At 64.9% G+C, this 14,290-nt stretch carries 11 protein-coding genes; 8 read left to right on the plus strand and 3 right to left on the minus strand.

Annotation, left to right across the window (positions count from 1 at the left end; all coding sequences use genetic code 11):
- Positions 1 to 133: 133 nt before the first annotated feature.
- From recQ to EIP75_RS16295, 4 genes are all read left to right on the plus strand, one after another.
- Positions 134 to 1,984, plus strand: a complete 1,851-nt coding sequence (gene recQ / locus EIP75_RS16280) for a DNA helicase RecQ (RefSeq protein WP_125244336.1) — start codon at positions 134 to 136, stop codon at positions 1,982 to 1,984.
- A 168-nt stretch (positions 1,985 to 2,152) separates the two neighbouring features.
- On the plus strand, positions 2,153 to 3,202 hold the full coding sequence (locus EIP75_RS16285) for a porin (protein WP_125244337.1): 1,050 nt from the start codon (positions 2,153 to 2,155) through the stop codon (positions 3,200 to 3,202).
- Between the two features lie 253 nt (positions 3,203 to 3,455).
- On the plus strand, positions 3,456 to 4,553 hold the full coding sequence (locus EIP75_RS16290) for a porin (RefSeq protein WP_125244338.1): 1,098 nt from the start codon (positions 3,456 to 3,458) through the stop codon (positions 4,551 to 4,553).
- Positions 4,554 to 4,738: 185 nt separating this feature from the next.
- Positions 4,739 to 5,803 (plus strand): porin, encoded by a 1,065-nt coding sequence (locus EIP75_RS16295; RefSeq protein WP_158622878.1) that lies wholly within the window; start codon positions 4,739 to 4,741, stop codon positions 5,801 to 5,803.
- Between the two features lie 50 nt (positions 5,804 to 5,853).
- Here the strand turns inward: EIP75_RS16295 and metW are convergent, their stop codons facing one another.
- Both metW and metX read right to left on the minus strand, forming a co-directional pair.
- Entirely contained in the window at positions 5,854 to 6,450 is a 597-nt protein-coding gene (gene metW / locus EIP75_RS16300; RefSeq protein WP_125244340.1) for a methionine biosynthesis protein MetW, read from the minus strand.
- A complete protein-coding gene (gene metX / locus EIP75_RS16305; protein WP_125244341.1) occupies positions 6,447 to 7,664 on the minus strand; it encodes a homoserine O-succinyltransferase MetX in 1,218 nt (405 codons plus the stop codon). Before metX ends, metW begins: the two co-directional genes overlap by 4 nt.
- A 264-nt stretch (positions 7,665 to 7,928) precedes the next feature.
- Here metX and EIP75_RS16310 point away from each other — a divergent pair, with 264 nt between their 5' ends.
- Entirely contained in the window at positions 7,929 to 9,596 is a 1,668-nt protein-coding gene (locus EIP75_RS16310) for an FMN-binding glutamate synthase family protein (protein ID WP_125244342.1), read from the plus strand.
- 28 nt (positions 9,597 to 9,624) lie between these two features.
- Here the strand turns inward: EIP75_RS16310 and EIP75_RS16315 are convergent, their stop codons facing one another.
- The gene (locus EIP75_RS16315; RefSeq protein ID WP_125244343.1) at positions 9,625 to 10,245 is read right to left on the minus strand and encodes a glutathione S-transferase N-terminal domain-containing protein; all 621 of its coding nucleotides are present in this window, start codon (positions 10,243 to 10,245) and stop codon (positions 9,625 to 9,627) included.
- Between the two features lie 141 nt (positions 10,246 to 10,386).
- Here EIP75_RS16315 and EIP75_RS16320 point away from each other — a divergent pair, with 141 nt between their 5' ends.
- The 3 genes from EIP75_RS16320 to pyrF are packed head-to-tail and all read left to right on the plus strand — an operon-like array spanning position 10,387 to position 14,210.
- On the plus strand, positions 10,387 to 11,931 hold the full coding sequence (locus tag EIP75_RS16320) for a DUF898 family protein (RefSeq protein WP_158622879.1): 1,545 nt from the start codon (positions 10,387 to 10,389) through the stop codon (positions 11,929 to 11,931).
- Between the two features lie 55 nt (positions 11,932 to 11,986).
- Positions 11,987 to 13,354 carry an adenylosuccinate lyase gene (gene purB, locus EIP75_RS16325; RefSeq protein WP_125244345.1) on the plus strand — a complete coding sequence of 456 codons (1,368 nt, stop codon included), beginning with the start codon at positions 11,987 to 11,989 and terminating at the stop codon, positions 13,352 to 13,354.
- Between the two features lie 13 nt (positions 13,355 to 13,367).
- Complete coding sequence (gene pyrF / locus EIP75_RS16330) at positions 13,368 to 14,210, plus strand: orotidine-5'-phosphate decarboxylase (RefSeq protein WP_125244346.1); 843 nt, start codon at positions 13,368 to 13,370, stop codon at positions 14,208 to 14,210.
- The last annotated feature ends 80 nt before the right edge of the window (positions 14,211 to 14,290 follow it).

The following is a 14,290-nucleotide window of genomic DNA, read 5'->3' on the forward strand; positions in this document are numbered from 1 at the left end:
CACCCTCCGGCGAGGGCCTCCGAGGGGTGAACGGGAAAACCCGGGGCGCGCCGCCCCCGTCCCGCGGAAAGCGCGGACAATCCGGCCTTCCGCGCTCACGCGATCCTGTATCCACCTGCTCCCGCGACCGACCATGCCGACAAGCACACCCCTGGAGATCCTGAACGAGGTGTTCGGCTACCCGGCCTTCCGCGGCCAGCAGCAGACCATCGTCGACCACGTGGCCGGCGGCAGCGATGCCCTGGTGCTCATGCCCACGGGTGGCGGCAAGAGCCTGTGTTACCAGGTGCCGGCCATCGCGCGCCATCGGGCAGGCAAAGGTGTCACCATCGTCGTCTCGCCTCTGATCGCGCTGATGCACGACCAGGTCGGCGCGCTCGACGAGGTCGGCGTGGAATCCGCTTTCCTCAACAGCACCCTGCAGTTCGATGATGTCCAGCGCATCGAGCGGATGATGATGTCCGGGCAGCTCGTGATGCTCTACGCCGCGCCCGAGCGCCTGACCACGCCGCGCTTCCTGGCGCAGCTCGATTCGCTCAACGAGCGTGGCCTGCTCAGCCTCTTCGCCATCGACGAAGCCCATTGCGTCAGCCAGTGGGGCCATGATTTCCGCGAAGACTACCTGGGCCTGAGCGTGCTGCACGAGCGCTACCCCGAGGTGCCCCGCATCGCGCTCACCGCCACGGCCGACGAGCACACCCGCGCCGACATCATCGAGCGCCTGCAACTGCAGGATGCTCGCCTGTTCATCAGCAGCTTCGACCGGCCCAATATCCGCTACAGCCTGGTCGAGAAGGACAACCCCCGCGCCCAGCTGCTGCGCTTCATCCGCGATGAACACGAGGGCGAGGCCGGTGTCGTCTACTGCCAGTCGCGCCGCAAGGTCGAAGAAACGGCCGAGTGGCTGTCTCAGCAGGGCGTCAACGCCTTGCCGTACCACGCGGGCCTGGATTCAGGCGTGCGCCAGCGCCATCAAGACCGCTTCCTGCGTGAAGACGGCATCGTCATGGTCGCCACCATCGCCTTCGGCATGGGCATCGACAAGCCCGACGTGCGCTTCGTGGCCCACCTGGACCTGCCCAAGAACATCGAAGGCTACTACCAGGAGACCGGCCGTGCCGGCCGCGACGGCCAGGACGCCGAGGCCTGGCTCACCTACGGCCTGGCCGACGTGGTGCAGCAGCGCCGCCTGATCGACGACAGCCCCGCGCATGAAGATTTCAAGCAGGTGCAGCGCAAGAAGCTCGACGCATTGCTGGCGCTGGCCGAGGCCCACGACTGCCGCCGCGTGCGCCTGCTGGACTATTTCGGTGAACAGAGCCAGCCCTGTGGCAACTGCGACAACTGCCTCAACCCACCGGCCACCTGGGATGGCACCGAGGCCGCCCGCAAGATGCTCAGCGGCATCTACCGCTTCTGGCAGCATGGGCGCCAGCGCTTCGGCGCGGGCCACCTGATCGACGTGCTGCGCGGCAAGCACACCGACAAGGTCAGCCAGTATGGCCACGACAAGCTCAGCACCTTCGGCATCGGCGCCGACCTGAGCGAGCAGCACTGGCGCGCCGTGCTGCGCCAGCTGGTGGCCCTGGGCCATGTGGTGGCCGAGGGCGAGTTCAACACCCTCACATTGACCGACAGCGCCCGCGCCGTGCTCAAGGGCGAGGTGACGCTGGTGTTGAGGGAAGCGCGCGATGCGCCCAAGCGCTCAGGTAAAACGACCCGCAAGGGTGGCAAGAGCGCCTCCAGCGCGCCTGCCCACCTGGACGAAGGCGCGCGGGAGCGCTTTGAGGCCCTCAAGGCATGGCGGGCTGGTGTGGCGAAGGAGCACAACCTGCCGGCCTATGTGGTGTTCCACGACGCCACCTTGGCTGAAATGGCACAACTCGGGCCTCAGTCGCTGGGCGAACTGGGGGGCATCACGGGCGTGGGTGCCAAGAAGTTGCAGGCTTACGGCGATGCCTTGCTGGAAGTCCTGAGGGGTTGATTTCGGACATTTGTTGTGAAAACGCACCAACTTGTCTCAAATAAGGAACACAAACGGTGCGTTGATGCCCCACAAAGGGGGGGGTCGTCGGAGTTTCGGTCAGGACTTGCGAATCACGTTGTCACAATCCAGACATACGAAATCATTCCCCACTAGGAGAGATAGCAAATGTTCTCGAAGAAAACCGCTGTTGCCGCCGCCGCTCTGCTGGCTGCTTTCGCTGCTCAAGCCCAATCGCAAGTGTCGATCTACGGCAACCTGGACGTGTCGTTCGGCCGTTTCGAAGAGCCCAGCCTGCTGGGCGACGACGATGCTGTGACCGCTGTCGAGTCCGGCTCGCTGCGTCAGAGCTTTATCGGCTTCAAGGGCCAAGAAGATCTGGGCGGTGGTCTGAAGGCCTTCTTCGTGCTGGAAAGCGGCATCAACGTCGACACGGGCTCGCAAGACGGTAACTTCTGGGGTCGCACCAGCGTGGTCGGCCTGACCGGCGACTTCGGTACGGTGGCTCTGGGCAATGCCCGCAACCTGGTGTTCCTGGCCAACGATGCCTTCAACCCGTTCCGCGCTGACTCCGCCATGTTCAGCACCTCCAGCTTCGGCTTCACCAACGGCCCGATCAGCACCATCAACGCTGCCTTGGCCGTCGCTGGCACCGATATCTCGCTGTCGGGTCTGGGTTCCAACTGGCAAAACAGCATCACCTACACGTCGCCTAACCTGTCGGGCTTCACCATCGCCGTGCAAGCTCGCCTGAGCGAGAACGACGACATCGACAACGGCTACGCTGTCGCCCTGAACTACGCCGCCGGCCCCCTGGCCCTGAATGCCACGTACGAAGATGCCCCCATCACGGCGACCAGCATCGCCCTGGGAACCGAATCTGCTGACAACAAGAGCTGGCTGCTGAATGCCAGCTACGACCTGGGCGCAGCCAAGCTGTTCGCTCAGTATGGTCAGCGTGACTTCGAAGGCTTTGACGACAAGTACAAGTTCTTCCAACTGGGCACCAGCATCCCCGTCAGCAACAGCGGTTCCGTTCTGCTGAGCTACTCGCAAGGCAAACTGGACGACGCGAAGCTGCAAGACCTGTCGCTGGCCTATGAGCACAGCATCAGCAAGCGCACTTCGGCCTACGTCGGCGTGAACAGCACGAACATCGACGGTTTCGAAGACGAGCGCGGCACCTCCTTCGCCGTCGGCGTCCGCCACGCATTCTGATCTATGCCCTTCGGGGCTTCGTTTCAGCCAAAGCGCCCCTCGGGGCGCTTTTTTGTTGCCTGATGACAACGAGAATGGGCTGTTTTGTCGTTCTGAAGCAACGAAATCAGGCTTTCAGCCCCCCAATTGTGACGATCCGGTGACCCGGGGGTTGGGTTGGCAGAAAGATTGCTCACACAATCGGCGCAGCGGCAACCACCAAACTTTCCAAGGGTTGCCCCTGAGTTTTCATCCCACTTGCTAGGAGAACTGCATGTTTGCAAAGAAGAACGTCGTGGCTGCCGCCGCCCTGATGGCCATGGCCGCTGCTGCCCAAGCCGAAGTGAAAATCTACGGTTACTTGGACGCCGCCTTTGGTTCGTATGAAAGCTTCACTTTCAATGGCGCAGGCGCCATTACCACTGAGCGCAGCACCCAAGTGAGCAGCGGCAACATGATGACCAGTTTCATCGGCTTCGCTGGTTCTGAAGACCTGGGCGGCGGCCTGAAGGCTGAATTCGCCCTGGAATCCTTCCTGGCCACCGACACGGGTGGCGAAGTGCGCAACATGGCCGGTGGTTTCTGGGGCCGTGCCTCGTGGGTCGGTCTGAGCGGTGGTTTCGGTCGCGTGATTTTGGGTCAATACGACAACGCCTTCTTCACGTTGGGCTACACGTACAACCCCTTCGGCTCGTCGATGGTGTTCTCGCCCTCCATGGTCAGCTGGTACAGTTTCTCGCTGGATCCGACAGCTTTCGGTGCCGATGCCAACCTCGGCTATGACACCGGTTGGGTGAACTCCATCACTTATGAAACGCCGAATCTGGGTGGTTTCACCGCGGCCCTGCAGTTCGCTCCGAAGGAATCTTCGGGTGGTAACGAGGGCAACAAGAACAACTATGCCGTGTCGGGTGCCTACAATGCTGGTCCCCTGAGCGTGATGGCCGTGTACACCAATTCTGGTGCCAATACAAACTCCACCGCCTACATCGCTCGGCAGAAGAACTGGGGTCTGGGTGCGAGCTACGACTTCGGCGTGCTGAAGCTGCAAGGTCAATACGCACAGATCAAGACCTTTGATGCGGTGTCCGGTGACGAAGACAGCAAGGCTAAGTTCTTCCAAATCGGTGCGACCGTGCCTGTCACGCCCGCTGGCAACCTCCTGTTCAGCTACGGTGAAACAAAGAATGAGTTCGCTGGCGTGAGCGGTGAAGAAAAGCTCAAGCAGTTCTCCATCGGCTACGACCATTCCATCTCCAAGCGCACTGGTGCCTACGTGGCCTTCAGCAACAAGAAGATCGACAGCGACTTCGTCGCGATCGATGACGACAGCGCCAACATTTTCGCGGTCGGCGTTCGCCACTCGTTCTAAGCACTCGCTGCTCTGAATCCCAAGGCGCCTTCGGGCGCCTTTTTCGTTTTCTGATGCCAAGATCTATGTAACGACTGCCATCTGCACCGATCTTGGGCGCATCAAACTGGCACGACTCCTGCTAATTGTATACAGTCATGTGCACACATGACCCCACTTTAGTGTTCGGATCTTCAGGAGTATTCATGTCCGTCTCCCAAAAACAATTGCTCGCCGCTGTGGCCCTGTCCCTGGGTGCTGCCGGTGTCGCGCAAGCGCAGTCCAGCGTGAGTGCCTACGGCATTCTTGATCTGTCGTTCGGGTCCTTCCAGTACGCTGGTCTGGACAACAGTGCCGACAACTCGAGCACCACCCGTGTCGAAAGCGGCCAGATGACCACCAGCTTCATCGGCTTCAAGGGCACGGAAGACTTGGGCGGCGGCCTCAAAGCCCTGTTCACGCTCGAGTCCTTCATGCGTCTGGACACAGGCGCCTCGGGCCGTTCGAACACCGATGTGTTCTGGGCGCGTGCCGCCAACGTGGGTTTGTCCGGTGGTTTTGGCAAGGCCGTGATCGGCCGCATGGACAACTTCCTGTATCAGCAGGCCCTGGCCTTCAATCCTTTCGGCGGCTCTTTCGGCTTCTCGCCCACCATCCGCCTGACCTACGGCAAGTGGGGTCCGGACAAGGGAGACTCGGGCTGGAGCAACTCGATCGCCTATTACACGCCCAACCTGTCCGGCTTCACGGCCGCGGTGCAGGTGCAGCCGGGTGAGTCGCAAACCGAAAGCACGAGCACGGGTGTGATGGCTGGTTACGCCAATGGGCCTTTTGCCATCGGCTTCGGTTATCAGGTCGCCAAGTCGGCAGAAGCGCCGAAGGCCGATCTGAACGACGGTGCCAAGCAGACCTTCGGGTTGTTGGGCGCCAGCTATGACTTCGGCGCCGTGAAGCTGTTCGGCCAGTATGGCCAGTACAAGGGCAGCGGCTTCACCGGCACCACCGCCGCCACCGACAACGTCAAGACCAAGCTGTACCAACTGGGCCTGTCCGTGCCGGTGTCGGCCGATGGCAAGGTGCTGGCCTCCTACGGCTCGCAGACCCGGGAACTCACGACGGGTGATGCCAAGCACGAGATCCTGACGCTGGGCTACGACCACTTCCTGTCCAAGCGCACAGATGTCTACGCCGTCTTCATGCGTGACGACGACGACCGTGATGGCTACAAGGCTGGCAACACCGTGGCTTTCGGTATCCGCCACCGCTTCTGATCAGCGCCGCCTCAGCGCTGCTTGAGAAGGCCTGGCGACCTCGGTGGTCGTCAGGCCTTTTTTTCGAACTTGAAGATGGCGGTGCTGGCGCGCAGGTTGGGCCAGCGGCGCACTTCATCGCCCTGCGGATCCAGCCCGAAGGACTCGAGCACGCGCAGGCCGTTCTGGCGGGCCAGCGCGTCGAAGTCCTTGAAGGTGGTCACGCGGATGTTGGGTGTGTCGTACCACTGGTAGGGCAGGCTCTTGCTGACGGGCATGCGGCCGCGCAGCACGCTCAGGCGGTGCGGCCAGTGGGCGAAGTTGGGAAAGCTGACGATGCCGATGCGGCCCACGCGGGCGGTTTCGCGCAGCATGGCCTCGGTGTTGCGCAGGTTCTGCAGGCTGTCGAGCTGCAGCACCACGTCGAAGGAGCCGTCGTCGAAGATGCTCAGGCCGTCTTCGAGGTTGCGCTGGATGACGTTGACACCGCGCTGCACGCATTCGAGCACGTGCGTGTCGTCGATCTCGATGCCGTAGCCGGTGCATTGGCGCTGATCGCGCAGCAGGGCCAGCAGGGCGCCGTTGCCGCAGCCCAGATCGAGCACGCGAGCGCGGGGCGGCACCAGCTCGGCAATGCGGGCCAGGCGGTTCTGGTGGCGGCCGGTCATGGCGTGGCCTCCGTCGCGGTGGCGTCGATGACTGTGCGGGTGCTCGCAGGCAGCTCGGCCGCGATGCGGTCGAAGTAGGCCCGCATCACGCCCATGTAGCGCGGGTCGTCCAGCAGGAAGGCGTCGTGGCCATGGGGCGCGTCGATCTCGGCATAGGCCACGTCGAGGCCGTTGTCCAGCAGGGCCTTGACGATCTCGTGCGAACGCGCCGGCGAGAAACGCCAGTCGGTGGTGAAGCTGATGACGAGGAACTTGGCCACGGCCTGCGCCATGGCCGCCGTGAGGTTGCCGCCAAAGGTGCGGGCTGGGTCGAAGTAATCGAGGGCGCGCGTGATCAGCAGGTAGGTGTTGGCGTCGAAGTAGTCGCTGAACTTGTCGCCCTGGTAGCGCAGGTAGCTCTCGATCTGGAACTCGATCTCCTGGGTGCTGTAGTGGGGCGCTTCACCCAGTTCGCGGCCCACCAGTTCACGGCCGAACTTGGTGTCCATCACGTCGTCGGACAGGTAGGTGATGTGGCCGATCATGCGGGCCACGCGCAGGCCGCGGCGCGGCACCACGCCATGGGCGTAGAAGTGGCCGCCGTGGAAATCAGGGTCGGTGACGATGGCACGGCGGGCCACCTCGTTGAAGGCGATGTTCTGCGCAGACAGGTTGGGCGCGGTGGCCACGGCCACGCAGTGGCGCAGGCGGTGGGGGTGTTGCAGCGCCCAGCTCAGCGCCTGCATGCCGCCCAGGCTGCCGCCCAGCACAGCGGCCAGTTGCTCGATGCCCATCGCATCGAGCACGCGGGCCTGGGCATCGACCCAGTCTTCCACCGTGACCACCGGGAAGCTGGCGCCATAGATGCGTCCAGTGTCCGGGTTGACGTGCATCGGGCCGGTGGAGCCGAAGCAAGAGCCAGGGTTGTTGATGCCGATGACGAAGAACTTGTCGGTGTCCAGCGGCTTGCCGGGGCCGATCATGTTGTCCCACCAGCCTTCGCTGCGAGGAATGGGCTGGCCGGTGAGGTCACCGTGCAGGCCGGCCACGTGGTGCGACGCGTTCAGGGCATGGCATACCAGCACCGCATTGCTGCGGTCGGCGTTGAGTGTGCCGTAGGTCTCGAAGACGAGCGTGTAGTCACGCAGGGATGCACCGCTGCGCAAGGGCAGCGGGGTCTCGAAATGCACGCTTTGCGGGGTCACGACCCCGAGGGAAGACTGTTGTGTCGTCACGGTCACCAAACCAAACCGGCCACGCTGCGCAAGCAGGGGCCGGTGTGCAAGTGCCCCCCTTTAGCGGCATTTCTATAGCGCCCGCAAGCCGGACAAATCGGCGCTGTGCTGCGAGTGTAGCGCCAAACGCCGAGTGCACGGCGCCCGGGAAATGGGCGGTATTGCCCGTCTTGTTGAAGCAAGCGCCCGAGGTAAAAGGTTTTTAGTATCCGAAAATGCCGCCACAGTGTCCGGCACGTCGACCGTGATGCCCAGGGAGCTTGCATGCTGAAGTGGTTGCTCAGACTCAACAAACATGTGCCGATCCGCTATGCGGCCTGGGTGTTCTCGGGCCTGCTCGGGGCGCTGGGCATGGTTCTGGCGCTCTACAGTGGGCACCCCGCATGGAGTGGCTACTGGTGGCTGGCGGTGCTGGGTGGTTTCCTGGTGCTGCAGGGTGTGCGCGACCTGTTCCAGGCGCAGCGTTCCGTGCTGCGCAACTACCCGGTGATCGGGCACCTGCGCTACCTGCTGGAGTTCATCCGGCCAGAGATGCGGCAGTACTTCATCGAAAGCGACAACGAGGCGGCACCGTTTTCGCGCCAGCAACGCTCGCTGGTGTACCAGCGGGCCAAGGGCGCGCCAGACAAGCGCCCCTTCGGCACGCAGAAGGACGTGGGCGAGCAGGGCTACGAATGGCTCAGCCACTCGCTGGTGCCCTCGCACATCGACTCGCATGATTTCCGCGTGCGGATCGGCGAAGGCGGCTCATCGTGCACGCAGCCCTACGACGCCAGCCTGTTCAACATCTCGGCCATGAGCTTCGGCGCGCTCAGCGCCAACGCCATCCTGGCGCTCAACAAGGGCGCGGCCAAGGGCCGCTTCGCGCACGACACAGGTGAAGGCTCCATCAGCCAGTACCACCGCGAGCCCGGCGGTGACCTGATCTGGGAGATCGGCTCGGGCTACTTCGGCTGCCGTGACGAGAAGGGTGGCTTCGACGAGGCACGCTTCCAGGCCAACGCGGCCGAGGCGCAGGTCAAGCTCATCGAGATCAAGCTGAGCCAGGGCGCCAAGCCCGGCCATGGCGGCATGTTGCCGGGCCCCAAGGTAACGCCGGAGATCGCGCGGGCGCGCGGCGTGCCCGAGGGGCTCGACTGCATCTCGCCGGCCAGCCACAGCGCGTTTTCGAACCCGCTGGAGATGGCGCACTTCATCGAGCGCCTGCGCCAGCTGTCAGGCGGCAAGCCGGTGGGCATCAAGCTGTGCATCGGCCACCCCTGGGAGTGGTTCGCCATGGTCAAGGCCATGCGCCAGACCGGCCTGTGGCCCGATTTCATCGTGGTCGACGGGGCAGAGGGCGGCACGGGCGCCGCGCCTCTGGAGTTCACCGACCATGTGGGCGCGCCGCTGCAGGAAGGGCTGCTGCTGGTGCACAACACACTGGTGGGCCTGAACGAGCGCCACCGCGTGAAGATCGGCTGCGCTGGCAAGGTGATCAGCGCCTTCGACATCGTGCGCATGATGGCGCTGGGTGCCGACTGGTGCAATTCGGCGCGGGGCTTCATGTTCTCGCTGGGCTGCATCCAGGCGCAGAGCTGCCACACCGGCCATTGCCCCACGGGCGTGACCACGCAGGACCCGATGCGCCAGCGTGCGCTGGTGGTGCCCGACAAGGCCGAGCGGGTCTACCACTACCACGACAACACCTTGTATGCCTTGAAAGAGCTGGTGCAGGCCGCAGGCCTGATGCACCCTGGGCAGATCACGCCGGAGCACATCGTCCACCGGGTGTCGCGCCATCAGGTGCAGCGCCTGTCGAACCTGCTGCCTTTCGCCAGGCCCGGCCAGTTGCTGGCCGCCGAGCGAGGCGAGGAGCCGTGGCCGCAGGCGGTGTTCGAGCAGTACTGGCTGGGCGCGCAGGTGGACAGCTTCTCGCTGTTCACGCCCTGACGACAGGGCTGCGCCTCAGGCCAGTTGATCAGGCAGCCGGCGGTGCCGTGTCGATGAAGCTCTGGCGCTGCGAAAGCTTGTCGTGCAGGCGGGCCAGGTTGGGGTAATCGCTGCGCCACGGGATGTGTGCGAAGCGGAAATCCAGGTAACCCAGCGCGCAGCCCACGGCGATGTCGGCCAGCGTGTGGTACGTGCCGGTGCACCAGGGCCGGTCGCCCAGGCCCTGGCTCATGGCCTTGAGGCTGGCGTGCACCTTGGCCATCTGGCGGTCGATCCAGACCTGGCTGCGCTGGGCCTCGGTGCGCCCGTCGTAGGTGGCCTCCAGGCGGGCGAGGATGGCTGCGTCGAGCAGCCCGTCGCCCAGCGCTTCCCAGGTCTTGACCTCGACACGCTCGCGTCCGCTCAGGGGGATCAGCTTGCCGACGGGCGACAGCGTGTCCACGTATTCGACGATCACGCGGGAGTCGAACACGGCCTCGCCGCCTTCCATCACCAGGCAGGGCACCTTGCCCAGCGGGTTGGCTTCGCTGATGTGGGTGTCGGGCGACCACACGTTGTCGAGGTCGAACTTGTAGTCGAGTTTTTTCTCGGCCAGCACGATACGGACCTTGCGGACATAGGGACTGGTGAGGGAGCCGATCAGTTTCATGGGGCGAGGGAGGTTCGAATTGGCGCTGATTTTACAAAATGGGATGACAGTGGTGATCTGTTGCCACCGAACCACCCAATGAGGGGGACAAACCAGCATCCACGGGCAGAAAGGTCCAGTTACAGTTATTGCTCTTGGATCATGAATTTGAACGCCACCCGTTTCACTGCGCGCGTAGTGCGGCTGGCCGACCTGGACGATCTGCACCGCCCTCCGCCTGTGGCCACGCAGCCCCCGATCAACGAGTTCCCTGATGCCCAGGCCGCCCATGTGGCGGCCGGGTTGTCCTCGAACGATTCGGTGGCGCCGCGCGCGGATTGGGAGGCGGTCATGTCTGGCGAGGCTGAAAGCTCCCGCATCATGCACCCCATCGGCTCGACCTTGCCCGGCACCTTGTCCGGGCTGGACGTGGCCGTGCAGCCGCCATGGCCGGGAGATGCCTCGGGCGCCCCTGACAGTGTGCTGGTAGAGCCCGAAGCGCATTTCCCGCCGCGCGATGTGCCCCGGCTGCCCCAGGGGCAGGTGATCAAGGTGGGCGTGCGCTTCGACGCGACAGGCGATGGATACGCCAGGATCTGGTGGGGCAACGTGGCGCTGATGCTGTTGACGCTGGGACTGGCGTGGCCGTGGGCCTACCAGCGCCGCGAGCGCTATTTCCTGCGCCACACGCGGATCGCGTCGCATCGGCTGGATTTCCGCCTGCCTGCGAGCGCGCTGTGGCCCCGTTATGCCACCCTGCTGGCGCTGTGGGCGGGGGTGGCAGGTGCGATGTCGGGGTCGCTCTGGGCGGGCCTGGCCGGGCTGAGCCTGGGGTGTGCCGTGTGGCCGCTGATGGCCTACCTCAAGATCAACCAGCGCGTGGCCAGCATGACCTGGGCCGGACGGCGCATGTGGTTCGATGGCACCTGGCAAGGCCTGACGCGGGCGATGCTGGTGCCGATGGTGTTGGCCATCGGCATCGTCTGGACGGGGGGCATGGCGTGGCGCCTGCACAGCCTGCCGTGGGCACTGGGCTGCACTGGCCTGACCGTGATCGGCTTGCTGTGCCTGCCGCAGGCGGTGTGGACGCATTTCCGCTACCGGCAGGATCACCTGCGACTGGGGCCTCTGCGCCTTGAATGGAAGGGCAGCCGCACGGACGTGGCCGGGGTGGTGCTTAGGGCGACTGCGGTGGCGGTGCTGATGGGTGTGCTGTCGGCAGGTGCTGCATGCATGGTGTTGGCGGCGTGGCTGGGCTGGCACCGCGGCACGGGCCAGGGCTTGCCCGTGGGCCTGCTGGTGACTGTGGGCGTGCCGGCGTTGCTGCTGACGGCCGTGGTGGTGCGCGCCTATGTGCAGGCCCGGCTGATCAACCTGGTGTGGAACAAGACGGGCAACCGCCACCTGCGCTTCCGAAGCCGCCTGTCGGTGGCCGCGCATGTGCGCCTGGCCCTGCGCAATGCGCTGTACACGCTGGTGACATTGGGGCTTTACCACCCCTGGGCGGCGGTGGCGATGCGCGGGCTGCGTGTGCGCTCGCTGCGTGTGGCCAGCCGCGTCGATCCCGAGACCCTGCTGGCTTATTGGTCTCGCCGCCAGGGTGAGGCCCCGCCCACGGTGCTGCCCTCGGTGGCGGCCAGCCCGGTCGAGGTGGGCGGGCAGACCACGCAGCCCTCCGTCGCCCACCGTCGCGCACCCTCGGCTTGAGCGCGGCCGGCGCAGTTCGTACAATGGCGGGTTGATCTTTTTCCTGCCCGCCGCCATGACGCTTTCTGCACTGACCGCTCTTTCGCCGCTTGACGGCCGCTACGCCGCCAAGGTGTCGGCCCTGCGCCCCCTGTTGTCCGAGTTCGGCCTGATGCACCGCCGCGTGCAGGTCGAGATCGAGTGGTTCATCGCGCTGTCGGATGCCGGCCTGCCCGAACTGGCCCCGCTGTCGGGCGCCTCGCGCGATACGCTGCGCGCCCTGGTGACCGGTTTCGCCGAAGCCGATGCCCAGGCCATCAAGGACATCGAGAAGACCACCAACCACGACGTCAAGGCCGTGGAGTACTGGATCAAATCCCGCTTTGCCGGCAACGCCGAGCTGGAAAAGGCCAGCGAGTTCGTGCACTTCGCCTGCACCAGCGAAGACATCAACAACACCAGCCACGGCCTGATGCTCAAGGCCGCGCGCGACGAGGTGCTGCTGCCGACCATCGATGGCGTGATCGGCACGCTGCGCACCATGGCGCACGAGATGGCCGCGCTGCCCATGCTCAGCCGCACGCACGGCCAGACCGCCAGTCCCACCACCGTGGGCAAGGAAATCGCCAACGTGGTGGCCCGCCTGGTCAATGCCCGCGAGCGCATCGCCAGCGTCAAGCTGCTGGCCAAGATGAACGGCGCCGTGGGCAACTACAACGCCCACCTGTCGGCCTACCCTGAGAAAGACTGGGAAGTCTTCAGCCAGGCCGTGATCGAGAAGCAGCTGGGCCTCACGTTCAACCCCTACACGATCCAGATCGAGCCGCACGACTACATGGCCGAGCTGTTCGATGCGGTCACACGCACCAACACCATCCTGATCGACTGGTCGCGCGATGTGTGGGGCTACATCAGCCTGGGCTACTTCAAGCAGCGTACCAAGGCGGGCGAGATCGGCTCGAGCACGATGCCGCACAAGGTCAACCCGATCGACTTCGAGAACGCCGAAGGCAACCTGGGCCTGGCCAACGCCGTGCTGACGCACCTGAGCCAGAAGCTGCCCATCAGCCGCTGGCAGCGCGACCTGACCGACTCCACCGTGCTGCGCAACATGGGCGTGGCCCTGGGCTATGCCGTGCTGGCCTACGACAGCCTGGCGCGCGGCCTGGGCAAGCTGGAAGTGAACCCCCAGGCCCTGGGCGATGACCTGGAAGCTTCGTGGGAAGTGCTGGCCGAGCCCATCCAGACCGTGATGCGTCGCTACGCACTGCCCAATCCGTACGAGCGCCTGAAGGAGCTGACCCGCGGCAAGGCCATCACGCGTGAATCGATCCAGGCCTTCATCCACACGCTGGAGCTGCCAGAGGCCGAGAAGCAACGCCTGCTGGCCATGACGCCGGGCAACTACGTGGGCACGGCCGAGTCGCTGGCCAAGCGCATCTGAGCCGGGTGCACGCATGAGCTTCATCGAGCAGCTGCGCCACGCGCAGACCCACAACGACTCCATGCTCTGCGTGGGGCTGGACCCTGAACCGTCGAAGCTGCCGGGTGCCTGGAAAGGCCAGCCCGACCGCATCTACGATTTCTGCGCGGCCATCGTCGATGCCACGAAGGACCTGGTCTGCTCGTTCAAGCCGCAGATCGCCTACTTTGCGGCGCACCGGGCGGAGGATCAGTTGGAGCGCCTGATGGCCCATATCAAGCGCACGGCGCCGCAGGTGCCCGTGATCCTCGATGCCAAGCGCGGCGACATCGGCAGCACGGCCGAGCAGTACGCGCGCGAGGCCTTCGAGCGCTACCAGGCCGATGCGGTCACGCTGTCGCCCTTCATGGGCTTCGACACCATCGAGCCGTTTTTGCGCTACCCGGGCAAGGGTGTGATCCTGCTGTGCCGCACGTCCAACCCGGGCGGTTCCGATCTTCAGAACCAGCGCCTGGCCGATGTGCCAGGCCAGCCGCGGCTGTATGAACACGTGGCGGCGCAAGCTCAGGGCCCGTGGAACACCAATGGCCAGATCGGCCTGGTGGTGGGCGCCACCTTTCCCCAGGAGATCGCGCGGGTGCGTGAGCTGGCCCCGACGCTGCCCTTGTTGATCCCCGGTGTGGGCGCGCAGGGCGGTGATGCCGCGGCCACGGTCAAAGCCGGGCTGCGCACGGCGGCCGATGGCACGGTCACAGGTCCGGTGATCGTCAACAGCTCGCGTGCGGTGCTGTATGCGTCCAGCGGCATGGATGACTTCGCCAGCGCGGCGCGGCGGGTGGCGCTGGAAACCCGGCAGGCGCTGAACGCGGCGCGTTGATACCGCGGCGGCTTGGCCACCCATGAAGAGCGCTCCGAGGGGCGCTCTTCTGCTTTTGTCCTGCAGCGCGGGCGGAACCC

The sequence above is a fragment of the Aquabacterium soli genome (genome assembly GCF_003933735.1).
GTDB classification, from domain to species: domain Bacteria; phylum Pseudomonadota; class Gammaproteobacteria; order Burkholderiales; family Burkholderiaceae_C; genus Aquabacterium; species Aquabacterium soli.